Origin of the sequence: Streptomyces sp. NBC_00104 (genome assembly GCF_045160825.1) — a bacterium.
In the GTDB taxonomy this organism is placed as follows: Bacteria; Actinomycetota; Actinomycetes; order Streptomycetales; family Streptomycetaceae; genus Streptomyces.
Map to the genome: position 1 here is coordinate 848796 of NZ_CP108215.1, position 17740 is coordinate 866535.

General features: G+C 70.1%; 15 protein-coding genes. 6 read left to right on the top strand and 9 right to left on the bottom strand.

What is annotated here, in order from left to right; translation table 11 throughout:
- Nucleotide 1: 1 nt before the first annotated feature.
- The 5 genes from OG272_RS03610 to crcB (OG272_RS03630) form a co-directional block, all read right to left on the bottom strand.
- Nucleotides 2-1450 (bottom strand): amino acid permease, encoded by a 1449-nt coding sequence (locus OG272_RS03610; protein WP_327731220.1) that lies wholly within the window; start codon nt 1448-1450, stop codon nt 2-4.
- Entirely contained in the window at nt 1447-2178 is a 732-nt protein-coding gene (locus tag OG272_RS03615; RefSeq protein WP_326585020.1) for a FadR/GntR family transcriptional regulator, read from the bottom strand. The genes OG272_RS03610 and OG272_RS03615 overlap by 4 nt, the downstream gene beginning before the upstream one ends.
- A gap of 118 nt (nt 2179-2296) precedes the next feature.
- Entirely contained in the window at nt 2297-3130 is an 834-nt protein-coding gene (locus OG272_RS03620) for an undecaprenyl-diphosphate phosphatase (protein ID WP_405892522.1), read from the bottom strand.
- Between the two features lie 137 nt (nt 3131-3267).
- A complete protein-coding gene (crcB, locus tag OG272_RS03625; protein ID WP_326585018.1) occupies nt 3268-3642 on the bottom strand; it encodes a fluoride efflux transporter CrcB in 375 nt (124 codons plus the stop codon).
- On the bottom strand, nt 3639-4235 hold the full coding sequence (crcB, locus tag OG272_RS03630; protein WP_327731218.1) for a fluoride efflux transporter CrcB: 597 nt from the start codon (nt 4233-4235) through the stop codon (nt 3639-3641). The genes crcB (OG272_RS03625) and crcB (OG272_RS03630) overlap by 4 nt, the downstream gene beginning before the upstream one ends.
- Nucleotides 4236-4604: 369 nt before the next feature.
- Between crcB (OG272_RS03630) and OG272_RS03635 the strand changes: the two genes are divergently transcribed.
- Nucleotides 4605-5441 carry a hypothetical protein gene (locus OG272_RS03635; protein ID WP_327731217.1) on the top strand — a complete coding sequence of 279 codons (837 nt, stop codon included), beginning with the start codon at nt 4605-4607 and terminating at the stop codon, nt 5439-5441.
- A gap of 55 nt (nt 5442-5496) precedes the next feature.
- Here the strand turns inward: OG272_RS03635 and OG272_RS03640 are convergent, their stop codons facing one another.
- A complete protein-coding gene (locus OG272_RS03640; protein ID WP_326585015.1) occupies nt 5497-7065 on the bottom strand; it encodes an arabinogalactan endo-1,4-beta-galactosidase in 1569 nt (522 codons plus the stop codon).
- A 216-nt stretch (nt 7066-7281) separates the two neighbouring features.
- Complete coding sequence (locus tag OG272_RS03645; protein ID WP_328222305.1) at nt 7282-9303, bottom strand: beta-galactosidase; 2022 nt, start codon at nt 9301-9303, stop codon at nt 7282-7284.
- A 209-nt stretch (nt 9304-9512) separates the two neighbouring features.
- Here OG272_RS03645 and OG272_RS03650 point away from each other — a divergent pair, with 209 nt between their 5' ends.
- From OG272_RS03650 to OG272_RS03670, 5 genes are all read left to right on the top strand, one after another.
- Nucleotides 9513-10835 carry an ABC transporter substrate-binding protein gene (locus OG272_RS03650; protein ID WP_405892523.1) on the top strand — a complete coding sequence of 441 codons (1323 nt, stop codon included), beginning with the start codon at nt 9513-9515 and terminating at the stop codon, nt 10833-10835.
- Nucleotides 10832-11755, top strand: coding sequence for a sugar ABC transporter permease (locus OG272_RS03655; RefSeq protein ID WP_326585012.1), 924 nt, complete (start codon nt 10832-10834; stop codon nt 11753-11755). The genes OG272_RS03650 and OG272_RS03655 overlap by 4 nt, the downstream gene beginning before the upstream one ends.
- A complete protein-coding gene (locus OG272_RS03660; protein WP_326585011.1) occupies nt 11752-12657 on the top strand; it encodes a carbohydrate ABC transporter permease in 906 nt (301 codons plus the stop codon). Before OG272_RS03655 ends, OG272_RS03660 begins: the two co-directional genes overlap by 4 nt.
- Complete coding sequence (locus OG272_RS03665) at nt 12654-13685, top strand: LacI family DNA-binding transcriptional regulator (protein ID WP_326585010.1); 1032 nt, start codon at nt 12654-12656, stop codon at nt 13683-13685. The genes OG272_RS03660 and OG272_RS03665 overlap by 4 nt, the downstream gene beginning before the upstream one ends.
- A 401-nt stretch (nt 13686-14086) precedes the next feature.
- Nucleotides 14087-14887 (top strand): VOC family protein, encoded by an 801-nt coding sequence (locus tag OG272_RS03670; protein WP_326585009.1) that lies wholly within the window; start codon nt 14087-14089, stop codon nt 14885-14887.
- Between the two features lie 61 nt (nt 14888-14948).
- Here the strand turns inward: OG272_RS03670 and glgX are convergent, their stop codons facing one another.
- On the bottom strand, nt 14949-17075 hold the full coding sequence (glgX, locus tag OG272_RS03675; protein ID WP_327731213.1) for a glycogen debranching protein GlgX: 2127 nt from the start codon (nt 17073-17075) through the stop codon (nt 14949-14951).
- The gene (locus OG272_RS03680) at nt 17072-17587 is read right to left on the bottom strand and encodes a pep a2 (RefSeq protein WP_326585007.1); all 516 of its coding nucleotides are present in this window, start codon (nt 17585-17587) and stop codon (nt 17072-17074) included. The genes glgX and OG272_RS03680 overlap by 4 nt, the downstream gene beginning before the upstream one ends.
- Between the last annotated feature and the right edge of the window lie 153 nt (nt 17588-17740).

Here is a 17740-nt window from a genome sequence, read left to right on the forward strand (position 1 = left end):
ATCACTTCTTCACTCCGGCCGACTGCTGGGCGACCCGGCGACGGACGCCGAACCACCCCGCGATCAGCGCCAACACGATGAGGGGGAGGCACAGCACGGTCGTGCGGCCCGCGCCGCCGTCCGCGTACATCAGGACGAGGACCGACGCCAGGAAGAACAGCGTCACCAGCTCGGTCCACGGGGAGCCGGGCAGCCGGTAGCTCGGCCGGGTCAGCTCACCCTTCTCGGTCTTCTGCCAGAACACCAGGTGACAGATCATGATCATGCCCCAGGTGCAGATGATGCCGATCGCGGCGAAGTTGAGCACGATCTCGAACGCGTCGGCCGGGACCACGAAGTTCAGCCCGACGCCCAGCACACAGATACCGCTGGTGAGCAGGATGCCGCCGTACGGGACCTGACTGCGGCTCATCACGCCGGTGAACTTCGGGGCGGAGCCGGCCATCGCCATCGAGCGCAGGATGCGGCCGGTGGAGTACAGGCCCGAGTTGAGCGAGGACATGGCCGCGGTCATCACGACCAGGTTCATGATGCCGCCGGCCGCCGGGATACCGATGTTGGAGAGCACGGTGACGAAGGGGCTCTCGCCGGCCTTGTACGAGGACCAGGGCAGCAGCATCGCAAGGAGCAGGACGGAGCCGACGTAGAACAGGCCGACGCGCCACATGATCGAGTTGATCGCCTTCGGCATGATCTTCTCGGGGTTCTCGGTCTCGCCCGCCGCGACGCCGACCAGTTCGACGGAGGCGTAGGCGAAGACGACGCCCTGGATGATCAGCAGCATGGGCAGCAGGCCGTTGGGGAAGATGCCGCCGTTGTCGGTGATCAGGGACGGGCCGGGGGTGTGGCCGTCGACGGGCTGCTGGGTGACCAGCAGGAAGATGCCGATCAGCATGAAGATGACGAGCGCGCTGACCTTGATGATCGCGAACCAGAACTCCAGTTCGCCGAACATCTTCACCGAGATCAGGTTCACCGCGAGGACGACCCCGAGCGCGATGAGCGCGATCACCCACTGGGGGATGTCGGAGAACATGCCCCAGTAGTGGGTGTAGAGGGCGACCGCGGTGATGTCGGCGATACCGGTGGTGGCCCAGTTCAGGAAGTACATCCAGCCGGCCGTGTAGGCGCCCTTCTCGCCGAGGAACTCCCGGGCGTAGGACACGAAGGCGCCGGACGAGGGCCGGTAGAGGACCAGTTCGCCGAGGGCGCGGACGACGAGGAAGGCGAAGAGGCCGCAGACCGCGTACGCGATGAAGAGGGACGGACCGGCGTCGGCGAGACGGCCGCCGGCGCCGAGGAAGAGGCCGGTGCCGATCGCGCCGCCGATGGCGATCATGTTGACGTGGCGGGACTTCAGGGACTTGCTGTAGCCGGCGTCTCCGGCGTCGACGTGACCGGGGGTCTGTCCGGCCTGTACGACGTCTTTTTCGAGGGACTGCTCGCTCACGTCTCGCGTCCGCCTTCCGTGGAGCTGTCCGTGCGCGGGGAACGCACGATGTCGGTGAGGGTGGTCTCGACGCGGTCGAGGTGGTGGGACATGGCCTCCACCGCGTCGTGTTCGGAACCGTCGATCAGCGCCTCGACGATGGCCCGGTGCTCGCGGTTGGACTGCTCGCGCCGGCCGCCCAGCTCGTTGAGGAAGGCCGACTGGCGGGCCAGTGCGTCCCGGATCTCCTCGATCACCCGGCGGAACACCGGGTTCTGGGCGGCCTCGGCCACGGCCAGGTGGAAGAGCGTGTCCATCGCGACCCAGGCGGTGGTGTCGGTCTCCCGCTCCATCCGGTCCAGGAGGTGGGCCAGATGGTCCAGGTTCTCCGGGGTGCGGCGCACCGCCGCGTACCCGGCGACCGGGATCTCCACGTGCCGGCGCACCTCCAGCAGGTCGCTCGCCGCGTAGTCGCCGAAGGTGGGGTCCTCGACGGTGTTCGCGATCACGAAGGTGCCCTTGCCGGTGCGGGACTGGGTCAGGCCCATCACCTGGAGCGCGCGCAGCGCCTCGCGCAGTACCGGACGGCTCACTTCGAGCTGCCGGCAGAGCTCCGCCTCCGAGGGGAGCTTGTCGCCGATGGCGTACTTGCCGCGCTCGATGGCGCCGCGGAGGTGGGTGAGCACCGCTTCCATGGCGCTGATGCGCCGGGGTGCCGAGCCACCTGTCTGGCTGTCTGACAGGTTCACGGGGGTGATCCTGCGGGTGACGGGCGGGGGCTGTCAAGGGGTCCCGGATTCGATCTTCCAGGTCACGGGCGGTTGTGGATCAGCCCGGTGCCACCGGCCCTGCCCGGGCCGAGCACTGTCAGCTGAGCCCGCCCGCGCCGAGCAGCCCGAAGAGGAGCACCCCGACCACGATCCGGTAGGACACGAACGCGTTGAAGGAGTGCCTGGTCACGAACCTCAGCAGCCAGGCGACCGAGGCGTATGCGACCGCGAACGAGACGGTGGTGCCGGCGATCAGCGGGGCCGCGCCCACCCCCGCACCGAGGGCGTCCTTCAGTTCGTACAGCCCGGCGCCGGTCAGGGCGGGGATACCGAGGAAGAAGGAGAGCCGGGTGGCCGCGACCCGGTCCAGGTCGAGCAGCAGCGCGGTGGACATGGTGGCGCCGGAGCGGGAGAAGCCCGGGAAGAGCAAAGCGAGGATCTGCGAACCGCCGACGAGCATCGCGTCCCGGAACCGGGTGTCCTCCTCCGCGCGCCTGCGCCGGCCCACCTGTTCCGCGACCCACATCACACCGCTGCCGACGATCAGCGATCCGGCCACCACCCACAGGGAGGCGAGCGGCCCCTCGATGAGCGACCGGGCGGCCAGCCCCACGACGACGATCGGGATCGTCGCGGCGATCACCCACCACGCGAACCGGTAGTCGCGGTCCTGCCGCTCCCCCGCGTCGAAGAGGCCCCGGAACCAGGCGGAGCCGATCCGCGCGATGTCCTTGCGGAAGTACACGAGGACGGCGGCGATCGCGCCGACCTGGATGACCGCCGAGAACCCGACGACGGCCTTGTCCTCGACCTGGATCCCCATGAGCCCTTCGGTGATCTTCAGATGACCGGTGGAGGACACCGGCAGGAACTCCGTCACTCCCTCCACCGCTCCGAGGACGACGGCCTGACCGACGCTGATGGTGCTCATGGGGTCCAGTTCTGCTCGGCGAGGGCATGACCGACAAGGGCATGACCGACGTACGGCCGGCCACGGTCACCACGGTCACGGCGACCGTGATCGCGCCGGGGACGCAGTCGTACTACAGCCGGGTAAGGGTCCGTCGTTCAGGACCAGAGGGCCTGCGCCGCCGCCACCCCCACGAAGGCCGCGCCCAGCCCCGCCGTCACGCTCGCGACCACGTTGGCGGCGGCGTGGAAGCGGGCACCGCTCTGGGCCAGCCGCAGGGTCTCGTACGAGAAGGTCGAGTACGTGGTGAGTGCCCCGCAGAGTCCGGTGCCGAGGAGAAGGTGCAGGTCGGAACTGGCGGCACCGGCCGCGACGGCACCGGTGAGAGTGCCGAGGACCAGGGATCCGGCGACGTTGACCGCGAGCGTCCCCCAGGGGAAGTGCGTGTCGTGGCGTGCCTGCACGGCGCGGTCGGTGAGATAGCGCAGGGGGGCGCCGACCATTCCGCCGACGATGACGAGCACCCAGTTCACGACGACCTCTTACCTTTCTCACGTGCTGCGGCCGGCTCTGCGAACCCGGCCCGTGGGGGCCGGCTTCGCAGAGCCGGCCGCGCCGTCGTCGCCGCGAGCCAGACCGCGGTGAGGGCGGCGAGGAGGGTCGCGGCGAGATAGGCGAGGGCGGTGGCGGGGCGGCCCTCCTCCATCAGGCGCTGGATGTCGACGGCGTACGTCGAGAACGTGGTGAAGCCGCCGAGCACTCCGGTTCCGAAGAAGGGGCGGACGAGGCGGTGGGCCGCGCATCTCTCCGTGATCGCGACCATGACGAGACCGATCAGGAAGCAGCCGACGACGTTGACCCAGAACGTGGTCCAGGGAAACCCGGCGGTCCCCGTGGGCCAGAGCAGGGAGGCGCCGTAGCGGGCCGCCGCGCCGATGCCACCACCGACCGCGACCACCGCGACGACGGGTGCCTGGCCGTGCCAGGGGGCGGGGTGGGGTGGGTCGGCGACGGGGGCGTCGGGGGACCGCGGTGCCTCGGGCGTGCCGGAGGGTTCCAGGGCTGCGGCCCCGCCGGAGGAGGGGAATCTCCGAGCTTCGGGCCCGTTGGGGTGCGGGGCTGGCATGGGCGTGCGTCTCCTACTCGCCGGGGTCCGGGCGTCCGCCGGGCGCGCTCCGTCGCAAGCAGGGACCGTTGTCGGCGCCGGTGCCGCGGTTCGGGTACGGCGGGCCCCACCGCCGCGCCGCGAGCAGATCGCGGCCGGTCGACAGCCTAACGCGACCGCCCTCCGCACCCGTACTCGGCCCGTGGCGGGGCGAGGGCTCCACGCGTCCGGGCTTCGTCGGGCGCCGGACCCTGGCCGGGATGGACCGGCGATCACCGCTGACCGACTGCGGCCCTGACCGGGCCCGGCCTCCCCCGGCCCCTGGCAGGGCACCGGGCCCTCCCTCACGACCTCGGGTTAGGTTGGCCGTCACCGACCAGGGAGACCGCCGTGCCCGCCCGCCCCCGCCTGCTGTACGTCACCGACCTCGCCTACCCTGCCCGGGGGCGGCGCTACGGCGACGAGGACATCTTCCTCACCTCCCGGCTGCGCGCGGACTTCGACCTCGCCCTGTGCCACCCGCTGGACGCGGCGGCGCTGATGGACCGCTTCGACGCCGTCGTGGTGCGCAACAGCGGGCCCGTCCTGCACTACCAGGAGGCGTACGAGGCCTTCCGTGAGCGGGCGACGACTCTCGCGACCCGCGTCTACAACCCGCTGACGGGCCGCGCCGACATGGCCGGCAAGCAGTACCTGCTGGACCTCACCGGGGCCGGGTACCCGGTCATCCCCACCGTCGACCGGCCCAAGGACCGGGGACGGCTGCCCGAGAGCGTCGCGTACGCGGTGAAGCCGAAGGCCGGCGCGGACTCCATCGGCCTGCGTTTCCTGACCGGGCCCGAGCTGGCAGACCTCACCTGGGGTGACGTTCTCGTCCAACCGCGCGTCGACTTCCGCTACGAGGTGTCCTTCTACTACGTCGACGACACCTTCCAGTACGCCCTGTACGCGCCCGACCCCGACCGGCGCTGGGTGCTGGAGCCCTACGACGCCTCCGGGGCCGACCTCGACTTCGCCGGGCGCTTCATCGGCTGGAACACCCTCGACCACGGCATCCAGCGAGTGGACGCCTGCCGTACCCGGGACGGGGGTCTGCTCCTGGTCGAGTTGGAGGACCTCAACCCGTATCTGTCGCTGGACCGCGTGCCCGAGCCGGTCCGGGACTCGTTCGTGGACGCCATGACAGCCTCGCTGCACGGCTTCCTGGACACGACGGTCGGCTCCTGACGACCGACAGGGGCCACACGCCGAGGCGTGTGGCCCCTGTCAGGGACGCTGAGCGCTACCGATGGCTGAACCACGCCATCGCAGGAAGCGCCCTGTCGTCATAGCCGAACAGCGCCTGGTTCTCCCAGCCGTTGCCGGAGGACGCGTCGGTGGGGTCCCAGCCGTTGCCGGTGCGTGCGGTCCAGGTCGACTCCCAGTAGAAGATCCCGAGACCACGGCCGTTCGGGACGGCCTCGACGATGCTCGCGACGTCCTTCATCCAGCGGGTCTGACCGGCGGTCGTGGCCGGGTAGCCGGACACGAGTTCACTGCTCAGGTCGATGATGTTCTCGTGCGAGTCCTCGCTGTCGAGACGGAAGGGGTAGGCCGTCTCGGCGAGGAACACCGGCTTGGAGTACCGGGATGCCGCGTCGTCCAGGGTCGTCTGGAAGTCCGCGAGCGTGCCGTGCCAGTAGCCGTAGTACGACAGGCCGATGACGTCGAACTTCACGCCGTTGGAGACCGCGCTGTCGAACCACCAGCGGGTGCCCGACAGGTCACCGCCCTTGGCGAGGTGCAGTGCCACCTGGGTGGAGGAGTTGACCGCCTTGACCGCGTCGTAGCCGGAGTTGAGCAGACCGGCGAGCTGCGACCAGTTGGAGGTGGAGCCGGCGGACCACAGCATGCCGCCGTTGATCTCGTTGCCGACCTGGACCATGTCGGCCGTGGTGCCCTGGGACTTGAGGGCGTTGAGGACGTCGTAGGTGTGGTTGTAGACGTCCGTCCTCAGCTGGCTGTAGGAATGCCCCGTCCACGGAGACGGCACGGTCTGCGCGCCCGGGTCCGCCCAGGTGTCCGAGTAGTGGAAATCGACCAGCAGCTTCATGCCCTGCGCCTTGATGCGCTTGGCGGCGGCGAGCACGCGCGTCTTGTTGTTGTAGCCGTCGGCGGGGTTCACCCAGACCTTGACGCGCGCGTAGTTCTGCCCGGCGCTCTTGAGGATGGCGAGCGCGTCGCCGGTGGTGCCGGAGCTGTTCTTGTAGACGCCGCCCTTGGCCTCGCTCTTGATGAGCGACGACACGTCGGAGCCCTTGATGGACAGGCCCGTCGTACCGGAGGCGAAGGTCAGGTCGTCGACGTTGATCCAGTTACCGGCGTTCGCGTCGGAGTTGACGCTGATGGTGCACTGGTTGTTCGTCACCGCGATCGAGGTGACGATCCGGATCCAGCCGCTGGAGGAGACCGGGATGTCGGTGCGCTGCTCGGCGCTGCCGCAGTTCTTCAGCGCGAGGTAGGCGGAGTTCTGGCCGCCACCGGAGCGCACCCACGCGGTGAGCTTGTAGTTCCCGTTGGTCAGGCCGGACAGGTACTGGTAGGTCTCCACCTTGTAGGCCGAGGCCGAGTAGTGGGAGAGGCGGTAACTGCCGCCGTGGCCACCGGACTCGGTGAAGGAGGCGGAGTTCTGCCCGCCGGCCGAGTACGTCGACCAGCCGGCCGGCGTCGCGGTCCCGGTGCCGCCGGACTCGAAGCCCCCGTTGGTGAGCGTGGAGGCGGCGGATGCCGACGTGGCGGGCAGGGTGGTGAGCGCCAGGCCTGCGAACAGCGGTATGAGCAGGGCCCTGAGGGCGCGTCTCGCGTGGAACATCGTCGTCCCTTCGACGAAGGTGGGGACCTGGTTGCGCGGTGCTGTGGTGGCGCCGCGCCCGAAGGCCGTGGGCGCGGCGCCACCGTTACCGGCCGGATGTCCCCAGAGATCCGGCCGGTGTCGGGGATGGCCCGAGGCTGGGGGGCGGCCCCGGGCGGGGAGCGGCGGCCGTCACCTCCTACGGCTCGGTGACCGGCCGCCGCCCACATCTGGTGATCAGGTGTCGAGGCGTACGACCCTGATGCCGCCGGCGGGTACGGCGAGGTGGCCCGCCGCGCGTTCGCCGGTGAGGAGTTCGGTGCCGTCGGTGTCGAGCGGCACCTTCGTGTCGAGGGCGGTGTGGTTGATCGCGAAGAGGAAGTCGCCCGACTCCCCCGCGCGGCGGACCACTTCGACGTCGCGCGGCAGGTCGGCGCGGGGCGCGATGCCCGCGTCGTCGGCCGCCCAGCCGAGCAGCGCGTCCAGACCGTGCGCGTCGAGGCGGGTCGACACGTACCAGGCGGAGCCCTCGCCGAGCCGGTGCCGGGTGACGGCGGGCCGGTCGGCGGCGAGCCCGTCGGCGTACGTCCACACGGCCTCGGCGCCGTGCGGCACCACGAACTCCGTCCACACGTCACCGGTCAGTTCGGAGCCGTCGGGCCCGGTGATCCGCACGCTCTCCCCGCCGAGCAGCGGCGAGAACTCCTCGACCGTCAGACCGAGTACGTCCCGCAGGGCGCCGGGGTACGGGCCCTCGTGGACGGCGTCGTGCTCGTCGACGATCCCGGAGAAGTACGAGACGACGAGGGTGCCGCCGTTCTCGACGTACGCCTTGAGGTTGTCGCCCGCCGCTCGCGTCATCAGGTACAGCGCGGGGACGACGACAAGGGGATAGGCCGACAAGTCGGCTTCCGGGTGGGCGAAGTCGACCGTGAGATGACGGTCGTAGAGGGCCTCGTAGAACGCGTCGGCGCGTTCGCGGGCCTCGTGGTCCTCGCTGGGGCGCCAGGCGAGGTTCTGCGCCCACCAGGAGTGCCAGTCCCACAGGACGGCCACGTCGGCGACGGTCCGGCTGCCGCGGATCTGGCTCAGCGAGTCGAGGGAGGCGCCCAGTTCGACGACCTCACGCCAGACCCTCGACTCGGTGCCGGCCTGCGGCAGCATCGCCGAGTGGAACTTCTCGGCGCCCCGCCGGGACTGCCGCCACTGGAAGAACATGGCGCCGTCGGAGCCGCGCGCCACATGGGCGAGGGAGTTGCGGGCCATCTGCCCGGGGGCCTTGGCGGGGTTGCGGGCCTGCCAGTTGACGCCCGAAGTGGAGTGCTCCAGGAGCAGCCAGGGGGCCCCGCCGCCGACCGAGCGGGTGAGGTCGGCGGCCATCGCGAGGTTCACCTGGGTGCGGCGGCCGTCGGTGATCAGGTAGTGGTCGTTGGTGACGAGGTCGACCTCGCGGCCCCAGGCCCAGTAGTCGAGGGAGTCGCACTGGCTGAGCGCGGTCATGAAGTTCGTCGTGACCGGGATGCCGGGCGCGAGGCGGTGCAGGATGTCCCGCTCGGCGACGAAGTTCTCGCGGATGGTCTCGTCGGCGAACCGCTTGTAGTCCAGCGCCTGGCCGGGGTTGCCGACCGTGGGGGCCACGCGCGGCGGGTTGATCTGGGCGAAGCCGGTGTAGTGCTGGCCCCAGAAGGCGGTGCCCCAGGCCTCGTTGACCGCCTCGACCGTGCCGTACGTGCGCTCCAGCCAGCGGCGGAAGTGCGCGGCGCAGGAATCGCAGTAACAGGCGGAGACGGGGACGCCGTACTCGTTGTGCACGTGCCACAGGGCGAGCGCGGGGTGGTCGGCGTAGCGCTCGGCGAGCTGGGTGGTGATGGTCGCGGCGGCGGCCCGGTAGTCGGCGTTGCTGTGGCAGATGGCGCCGCGCGAGCCGAACTCGTAGCGGGTGCCGTCGGCGGTCACGGGCAGCGCCTCGGGGTGCTCGCGGTAGAACCAGACCGGCGGGACGACGGTGGGGGTGCCGAGGTCGACGCGGATGCCGTTCTCGTGCAGCAGGTCGAGCAGGCGGTCAAGCCAGGCGAAGTCGTACACCCCGCGCTCGGTCTCCAGCAGGGCCCACGAGAAGATGCCGACACTCACCATCGTGACGCCGGCCTCGCGCATCAGCCGGACGTCCTCGTGCCAGACGGTTTCCGGCCACTGCTCGGGGTTGTAGTCCCCACCGAAGGCGAGCCTGGTGAGGCCCGTGGGGGTGGTCTCCGGCATGGATTTCTCCCGTTGCGTCGATCATCTGGGAACGTGCACACACAGCGGCGGCGGTGCGAGCCCAACATAACCGCACAGCAACAACCATTGACAAGTGTCCGGGATGTTTCTCTACTGTGAACGCTCACAGACGCACTACCTGTGAACGCTCACAGAGCATGGCATGGTCTTCGCAGCAGGCGAGGACCCAGGTCAGGGGAGAACGATCCATGCCCAACATCACGAAGCACCGGCGCTTTGTGGCCACTGCCGTCGCCGTCACGCTCGGCGCCACCACACTTGCCGCCTGTGGCGGGTCCGACGACGACAGCGAGGCCCAGTCGGGGCCGGCGAAGCTGACGTACTGGACCTGGACGCCGGGCATGGACAAGGTCGTGGACCTGTGGAACAAGGGGCCCGGCAAGGAGCAGCAGATCACCGTCACGGTGAAGAAGCAGGCCTCCGGCGACACCCTGGTCACCAAGATCCTCACCGCGCACAAGGCGGGCAAGGGCCCGGACCTGGTGCAGGCCGAGTACCAGGCACTGCCGACGCTGGTCAGCAATGACGCGGTGGCCGACATCGCGGACGAGGCGCAGGACGCCAAGGGCAAGTTCGCCGACGGTGTCTGGCAGCAGACGACGCTGGGCTCGGACGCGGTCTACGCGATCCCGCAGGACATCGGGCCGATGATGTTCTACTACCGCGAGGACCTCTTCAAGAAGTACGACCTCACGGTCCCCAAGACCTGGGACGAGTTCGCCGAGACCGCGCGGAAGCTGAAGAAGGAGGACCCGGACGTCGATCTGACGACCTTCTCCGCCAACGACTCCGGTCTCTTCGCCGGTCTCGCCCAGCAGGCCGGCGCCGCGTGGTGGACCACCGAGGGCCAGAAGTGGAAGGTCGGCATCGACGACGCGGCCACGCAGCGGGTCGCCGACTTCTGGGGCGGCCTGGTCAAGGAGGGCGCCGTCGACAACCAGCCGATGTACACCCCGGCCTGGAACAAGGCGCTCAACACCGGCAAGCAGATCGCCTGGGTCAGCGCCGTGTGGGCGCCGGGCACGCTGACCACCGCCGCGCCCGACACCCAGGGCAAGTGGAAGGTGGCGCCGCTGCCGCAGTGGTCGTCCTCCGAGAACACGACCGGCAGCTGGGGTGGTTCCTCGACCGCCGTCACCACGGACTCGAAGAACCAGGGTGCCGCCGCGAAGTTCGCCACCTGGCTGAACACGGACCCCGACGCGCTGACCGCGCTGGCCAAGGAGGGCGGCATCTACCCGGCCGCCACGACCGCGCAGACCAGTGACGCGTTCGCCGAGCCGCCGGCCTTCTTCTCCAACCAGGCCGACTTCTACACCACGGCCTCCGAGATAGCGAAGACCACGGCGCCCTCCGCGTGGGGCCCGAACGTGAACGTCGCGTACACCACCTTCAAGGACGCGTTCGGCGCCGCCGCCAAGAACAAGTCGGACTTCGGCGCCGCCCTGAAGACGATGCAGGACGACACGGTCGCCGACATGAAGAAGCAGGGCTTCGAGGTCGCGGAGTGACGACGGCACGCCGGAGGTCGTACGGGGTCAAGGGGGCCCCGTACGCCTTCCTCCTCCCCGCGACGCTTCTCTTCGCCCTGTTCTTCGCGCTGCCCATCGGTTACGCGGTCTGGCTCAGCCTGCACAAGGTGCAGGTCAAGGGCCTGGGCCTCGGCTCGGGGGCACGAAGCGAAGTGTGGGCGGGCTTCGAGAACTACACCGACGCGCTGACCGACTCCGAGCTGCTGGACGGCACCCTGCGCGTCCTCGGCTACGGCGCGATCGTGGTCCCGCTCATGCTCGGCCTGGCGCTGGTCTTCGCCCTGATGCTGGACAGCGACAAGGTGCGGCTGGCCCCCTTCACCCGGCTGGCGATCTTCCTGCCGTACGCCGTCCCGGGTGTCGTGGCGGCCCTGCTCTGGGGCTTCCTCTACCTCCCGGACGTCAGCCCCTTCTACTTCGTCCTGGAGAAGCTGGGGCTCCCCCAGCCGGACCTGCTGGACGGCGGCGGCCTGTACGCGGCGCTGTCGAACATCGCGATCTGGGGCGGCACCGGCTTCAACATGATCGTCATCTACACCTCGCTGCAGGCGATCCCCGTCGAGGTGTACGAGGCCGCGAAGCTGGACGGCGCGACACCGCTGCAGACCGCCCTGCGGATCAAGATCCCGATGGTGGCGCCCTCGCTGGTGCTGACCTTCTTCTTCTCGATCATCGCCACGCTCCAGGTGTTCAGCGAGCCGACCACCCTCAAGCCCCTCACCAACTCCGTGTCCACGACGTGGAGTCCGCTGATGAAGGTGCACCGGGACGCCTTCGGCGAGGGCGACATCTACTCGGCGGCCGCCGGCGCGGTGATCATCGCCGTGGCCACCCTGGTCCTCTCGTTCGGCTTCCTGAGGGCCGCGAACTCCCGTCAGAAGCAGGAGGCAGCACAATGAGTTCTCTTGCCGTACACAAGGCGGCCCCGGCGGCGGGGACGACCCCGGGAACCGCCCAGGGCCCGCCGCTGCGCCGCCGGATCGCGCTCGTCCCGACGCTCACGCTGTTGCTGGGCGCGATCTACTGTCTGCTCCCGGTCGCCTGGGTGCTGATCGCGGCCACCAAGTCGGGCAGCGAACTGTTCTCCACCTTCACCTTCCTGCCGGGCAGCGGTTTCGGGGACAACCTGTCCGACCTGAACGCCTACCGCGACGGCGTCTACTGGCAGTGGATGGGCAACTCCGCCCTCTACGCCGGCCTCGGCGCCCTCCTGTCGACGGCCGTCTCCGCGGTCAGCGGCTACGCGCTGGCGATCTACCGCTTCAAGGGCCGCGAGGCCGTCTTCAACGTCCTGATGGCGGGCGTGCTGATGCCGCCGGTGATCCTCGCGATCCCGCAGTACCTGCTGATGGCGAAGGCGGACCTGGCGGACAGCTACTGGTCGGTGCTGCTGCCGCTGGTCCTCTCCCCGTACGGCGTGTACCTGTCCCGGATCTACGCCGCTGCCGCCGTCCCCTCCGACGTGGTCGAGGCCGGCCGGATGGACGGGGCGGGCGAGTGGCGGATCTTCACCCGGATCGCGCTGCCGATGATGGTGCCGGGTCTGGTGACGGTCTTCCTGTTCCAGTTCGTCGCCGTCTGGAACAACTTCCTGCTGCCGTACATCATGCTCAGCGACGACGAGAAGTTCCCGATCACCCTGGGCCTGTTCACGCTCCTCGAACAGGGCGCGAACGCTCCGGCGCTCTACACCCTGGTGATCACGGGTGCGCTGCTCGCGGTGATCCCGCTGATCGCGCTCTTCCTGGTCATCCAGCGGTTCTGGAGCCTCGATCTGCTGTCCGGAGCCGTAAAGTCATGACCATGAGCAGTACGGGGGGCAGGCGCAAACCGCCGACCATTCACGACGTGGCGCGCGAGGCGGGAGTCTCCAGGGGAACCGTCTCACGCGTGCTCAACGGCGGTCACTACGTCAGCCCGACGGCCGCCGAGGCGGTCAACGCCGCGATCCGCAGGACGGGTTATGTCGTGAACCGGCACGCCCGCTCGCTGATCACGGGCCGCTCCGACTCGATCGGCTTCCTGCTGACGGAACCGCAGGAGAAGCTGTTCGAGGACCCCAACTTCAATGTCCTGCTGCGCGGTTGCACCCAGGCGCTGGCCGCGCACGACATCCCGCTGCTGCTGATGGTGGCCGGCACGGAGGACGAGCGGCGCCGGATCACGCGGTACATCACGGCGGGCCACGTCGACGGGGTGCTGCTGGTGTCCAGCCACTCCGGGAACCCGGTCGCCCAGGAACTCCGCGAGGCGGGGATCCCCCTCGTCCAGTGCGGCAAGCCCATGGCGCCCGGCTCCAAGGTGAGTTACGTGGCCGCCGACGACCGGGACGGCGCCCGTGACATGGTGCGCCATCTGCTGTCGCTGGGCCGCCGCCGCATCGGCGTCGTGACCGGCCCGCTGGACACCCCCGGCGGCGTCGACCGTCTCGCCGGCTACAAGGAGGTGCTCGGGGAGGCGGGCGTCGAGATCGACGAGCGGCTCATCGTCTCCGGGGACTACAGCCGGGCCAGCGGCGAGGCGGGCACCGAACACCTGCTGGCGCGGGCTCCCGACATGGACGCCGTGTTCGTGGCCTCCGACCTGATGGCGCAGGGCGCGCTCGCGGCACTGCGCCGGGCGGGCCGCCGGGTCCCCGAGGACGTGTCGGTGGGCGGGTTCGACGACTCGGCCGCGGCGACGGAGGCCGTCCCCGCGCTCACGACGATCCGCCAGCCGTACGACCGCATCAGCAACGAGATGGTGCGGGTCCTGCTGGCCCAGATCGGCGGCGAGGACCCGGCGGCGGTGATCCTCCCGACAGAGCTGGTACGGCGGGAGTCGACGTGAGGCACCGCACGGCGTGAAGGGCGGGTTCTCCCACGCCTCTCGCGCCGATTCGTCCGGTTGCCGGCCGAACGTCATCGACACGGCGGACAGCATCGCCGCGCGTGCCACGCTCTGGCGCGGCGGAAAGCGGAGCCGGTCGCGGCCGGCCCGGACGTGGGCCTTTCCGTCTGGTCGGCCCTGGAGGGAATCCTCCCTTCGTCCGGCACGCAGCGCATGCGCGAGTGGCCCACCGTAAGGGGCGGGGACGCCTGGTCATCACCCGAACAGTCGTCCGAAGATCGCGTCGCCACCGGGATCGGAACACCGACGTGGGGGTACTCGACGCGCACCGGCCCGGCATCCGGTTGGAGACTGGAGTGCGGCCGGGGTGTGCCGACGGACGAGACCAGGACACGACTGCCATGAACAGCGACAGCAATCACCGGGGCACGGAGACCGTCGTCTCCAGCCATTCCGTCTTCGGGGCGCCCTGCTGGGTGAGCCTCACCAGCCGGGACCTGCCGGCCACGGAGAACTTCTACGCCGCCGTGCTGGGCTGGCAGTGGCGTACGGCCAAGCTCGGCGACCACTTCCGGATCGCGCTCGCGGACGGTGTGCCGGTCGCCGGGATCGCCGGGGTGGCGACCCTGTGGCAGATGGCGGTCGCCTGGACCCCGTACTTCGCCGTGTCCGACGCGGACGCGGCGGCCTCCCGGGCCAGGGAGCGCGGCGGCACGGTGGCGGTCGGTCCCCTCTCCTTCCCGCCCGGCCGGGCGGCCCTGCTGGCGGACCGGCACGGGGCCTCCTTCGGGATCTGGGAGGGCGCGCTCTTCACCGACTGGGACACCTGGCGCAAGGCCGCCCCGGCCTTCATCCGGCTCCACACCCGGGACGCCTTCGACGCCGCGATCTTCTACGGCGAGGTGCTGGAGTGGGCCACCGAGAAGCCCGGCTGCTGCGAGGTCCGCTACGAGGGGAACGAGGTCGTTCTGCGCAGCGAGGGCGAGGCGGTGGCCCGGATCACCTCCGGCGCGCTGGAAGCCGCGCCCGATCCCACCATCCGCCCGCACTGGCAGGTCCACTTCTCCGTCTCCGACGTGGCGGATCGTGTCGAGGCCGCCCAGCACCACGGCGGCACGGTCCTCGCCCAGAACGCGTCCGAGGCGGTGCTCCGCGACCCGGACGGCGCCCAGTTCACGATCACGTCGCGCAGCGAACGCTGACCGCCGCCGGGTGACTCCGGCGGAGTCCGCGGGCCCGTGACGGCCGTGACAGCGGCGGGGGTCAGCCGGCCCGGGAGGGCCGCGACAGCAGGACCAGCCCCCGGGCCTCGACGGTGATCTCCGTGCCCGCCTTGTGCTCGGACTCGTCCGAAACATCGTCCGGCTCCGCGGCCGTGTCGACGCGGGTCGTCCAGCGTTCGCCGTACGCGGCCCCGGGAAGGCGGAAGACGACCGGCTCCCAGTGGCTGTTCAGCAGGAGCAGGAAGGAGTCGTCGACGACCGGGCCGCCGTGGGGGTCGGGCTCGGCGATGGCGTCGCCGTTGAGGAAGACGGCCACGGCGTGGGCGTCGGAGCGGTCCCAGTCGGCGTCGGTCATCTCCTCGGCGTCCGGCAGCAGCCACACCAGGTCCGGGAGCGGCTGGTCCGCGCGGGTCGGCGTGTCACCGCGGAAGAAGCGGCGGCGGCGCAGCACGGGGTGGGCGGCGCGCAGCGCGATGAGGTCGCGGGTGAAGGCGAGCAGCGCACGTCGTTCGTCGTCCAGCCGCCAGTCGAGCCAGGAGACCTCGTTGTCCTGGCAGTAGGCGTTGTTGTTGCCGCGCTGGGTGCGGCCGGACTCGTCGCCGTGACTGAGCATCGGGATGCCCTGGGACAGCAGCAGCGTGGCCAGGAGGTTGCGCTGCTGGCGGGCGCGGAGCGCTCGGACGCGCGGGTCCTTGGTGGGGCCTTCGGCTCCGCAGTTCCAGGAGCGGTTGACGCTCTCGCCGTCCCGGTTGCCCTCGCCGTTGGCCTCGTTGTGCTTGTCGTTGTACGAGACCAGGTCGCGCAGGGTGAAACCGTCGTGCGCGGTGACGAAGTTGACGCTGGCGCGCGGGCGGCGCCGGCTGTGCTCGTACAGGTCCGAGGAGCCGGTCAGCCGGGACGCGAACTCGCCGAGCGTGTGCGGGCGGCCGCGCCAGAAGTCCCGTACGGCGTCCCGGTACTTCCCGTTCCACTCCGACCACAGCGGTGGGAAGTTACCGACCTGGTAGCCGCCTTCGCCCAGGTCCCACGGTTCGGCGATGAGTTTGACGCGGCTGATCACGGGGTCCTGCTGGATCAGGTCGAAGAACACCGAGAGGCGGTCCACCTCGTGGAACTGCCGGGCCAGCGTGGCCGCCAGGTCGAAGCGGAAACCGTCGACGTGCATCTCGGTGACCCAGTACCGCAGCGAGTCCATGATCAGCTGGAGGACGTACGGGTGCCGCATCAGCAGGCTGTTGCCGGTGCCGGTGGTGTCGTAGTAGTGACCCCAGTCGCCGTCCACCAGGCGGTAGTACGAGCTGTTGTCGATGCCCCGGAAGGAGAGGGTGGGGCCCTTCTCGTTGCCCTCGGCGGTGTGGTTGTAGACCACGTCGAGGATCACTTCGAGGCCGGCCGCGTGCAGTGCCCTGACCATCGACTTGAACTCGGTGACCTGTTGGCCGCGGGTGCCGTGGGCGGCGTAGGCGTGGTGCGGCGCGAAGAAGCCGATGGTGTTGTAGCCCCAGTAGTTGGCGAGGCCCCGGTCCTGGAGGACACCGTCCTGCACGAACTGGTGGACCGGCATCAGCTCGATCGCGGTCACGCCCAGCGAGGTGAGGTGCTCGACGACGGCGGGGTGGGCCAACCCGGCGTAGGTCCCCCGCAGTTCGGCGGGGACGTCGGGGTGGGTGCGGGTGAGGCCGCGGACGTGTGCCTCGTAGATGACGGTGTCGGCGTACGGCCGCCGGGGCGGGTGGTCGTCCCCCCAGTCGAAGAACGGGTCGGTGACCACGCCGAGCATGGTGTGCCCCGCGCTGTCGGCGCCGGGTTCGTACAGGGAGGGGTGGTTGTCCATCTGCCCGTCCACGGCCGTGCTGTACGGGTCCAGCAGCAGTTTCGCCGGGTCGCAGCGGTGGCCGGCGGAGGGATCCCAGGGGCCGTGCACGCGGTAGCCGTAGCGCTGCCCCGGTCCGACGCCGGGGAGATGGCCGTGCCAGACGAAACCGTCGACCTCGGTGAGCGGGACGGAGCGGTGGCGGCCTCCGTCGTCGACGAGGACGAGGTCGACGCGTTCGGCGACCTCGCTGAACAGCGCGAAGTTGGTGCCGGTGCCGTCGAAGGACGCACCCAGCGGGTAGGGGTGCCCGCTCCACACGGGCGCCCCTTTCCGGTCACGCCGCGCGGTCACCGCGCGTCTTCGCGTGCGTCCGGCGCCTCACCGGCGGGTACACCGGCGAGGACGGCCACGGGCATCTCGCGGGGTACCTGGAGCACTTCGCGCAGGGCGGGCTCGGGCACCGCCGGGATCAGGCGCACGCTCTGGTCGACCGGTGCGCGCTGGGTGAACCAGATGACCGTGCTGCCGGTGTCCGTGGTGCAGCAGCCCCAGCCGTTGCTCAGGGCGGCGATACGGGTCAGGCAGGGGCGCAGTTCACGGTCCGGGCGCAGCTCACGGTCGTTCTCGGCCACCGCAGCGATGAGGTGCTGACCGTTCCACCACATCTCGATCGACGTGTTCTTGTCCGTCGCGTGCTCCTCGATCGCGCGCAGAAGCAGTTCCGCGCTGTGGCAGACGGGCTCGACGAGGGTCTCCAGGTCCCAGAACCGGAGGTGAGCGGCCAGGATGCGCCTGACCCGTTCGACCCGCTCCGGACTGACTTCCACGTCGAGGTGGTAGTAGCGAGGCACTGCGGTCTTCATCGTCGTTGGCTCCTCACCGGCGAAGCTCACGCCCACATGCACCAAGCGTGAGCACCGATCACTTCTGAGTCAGCTCCAGAGTGGGAGGGCTACGCCATTCGTGCAACACGAGCGACTCCCGAGGTAGTTGAAGAACTAACAAGACGCCTGGTG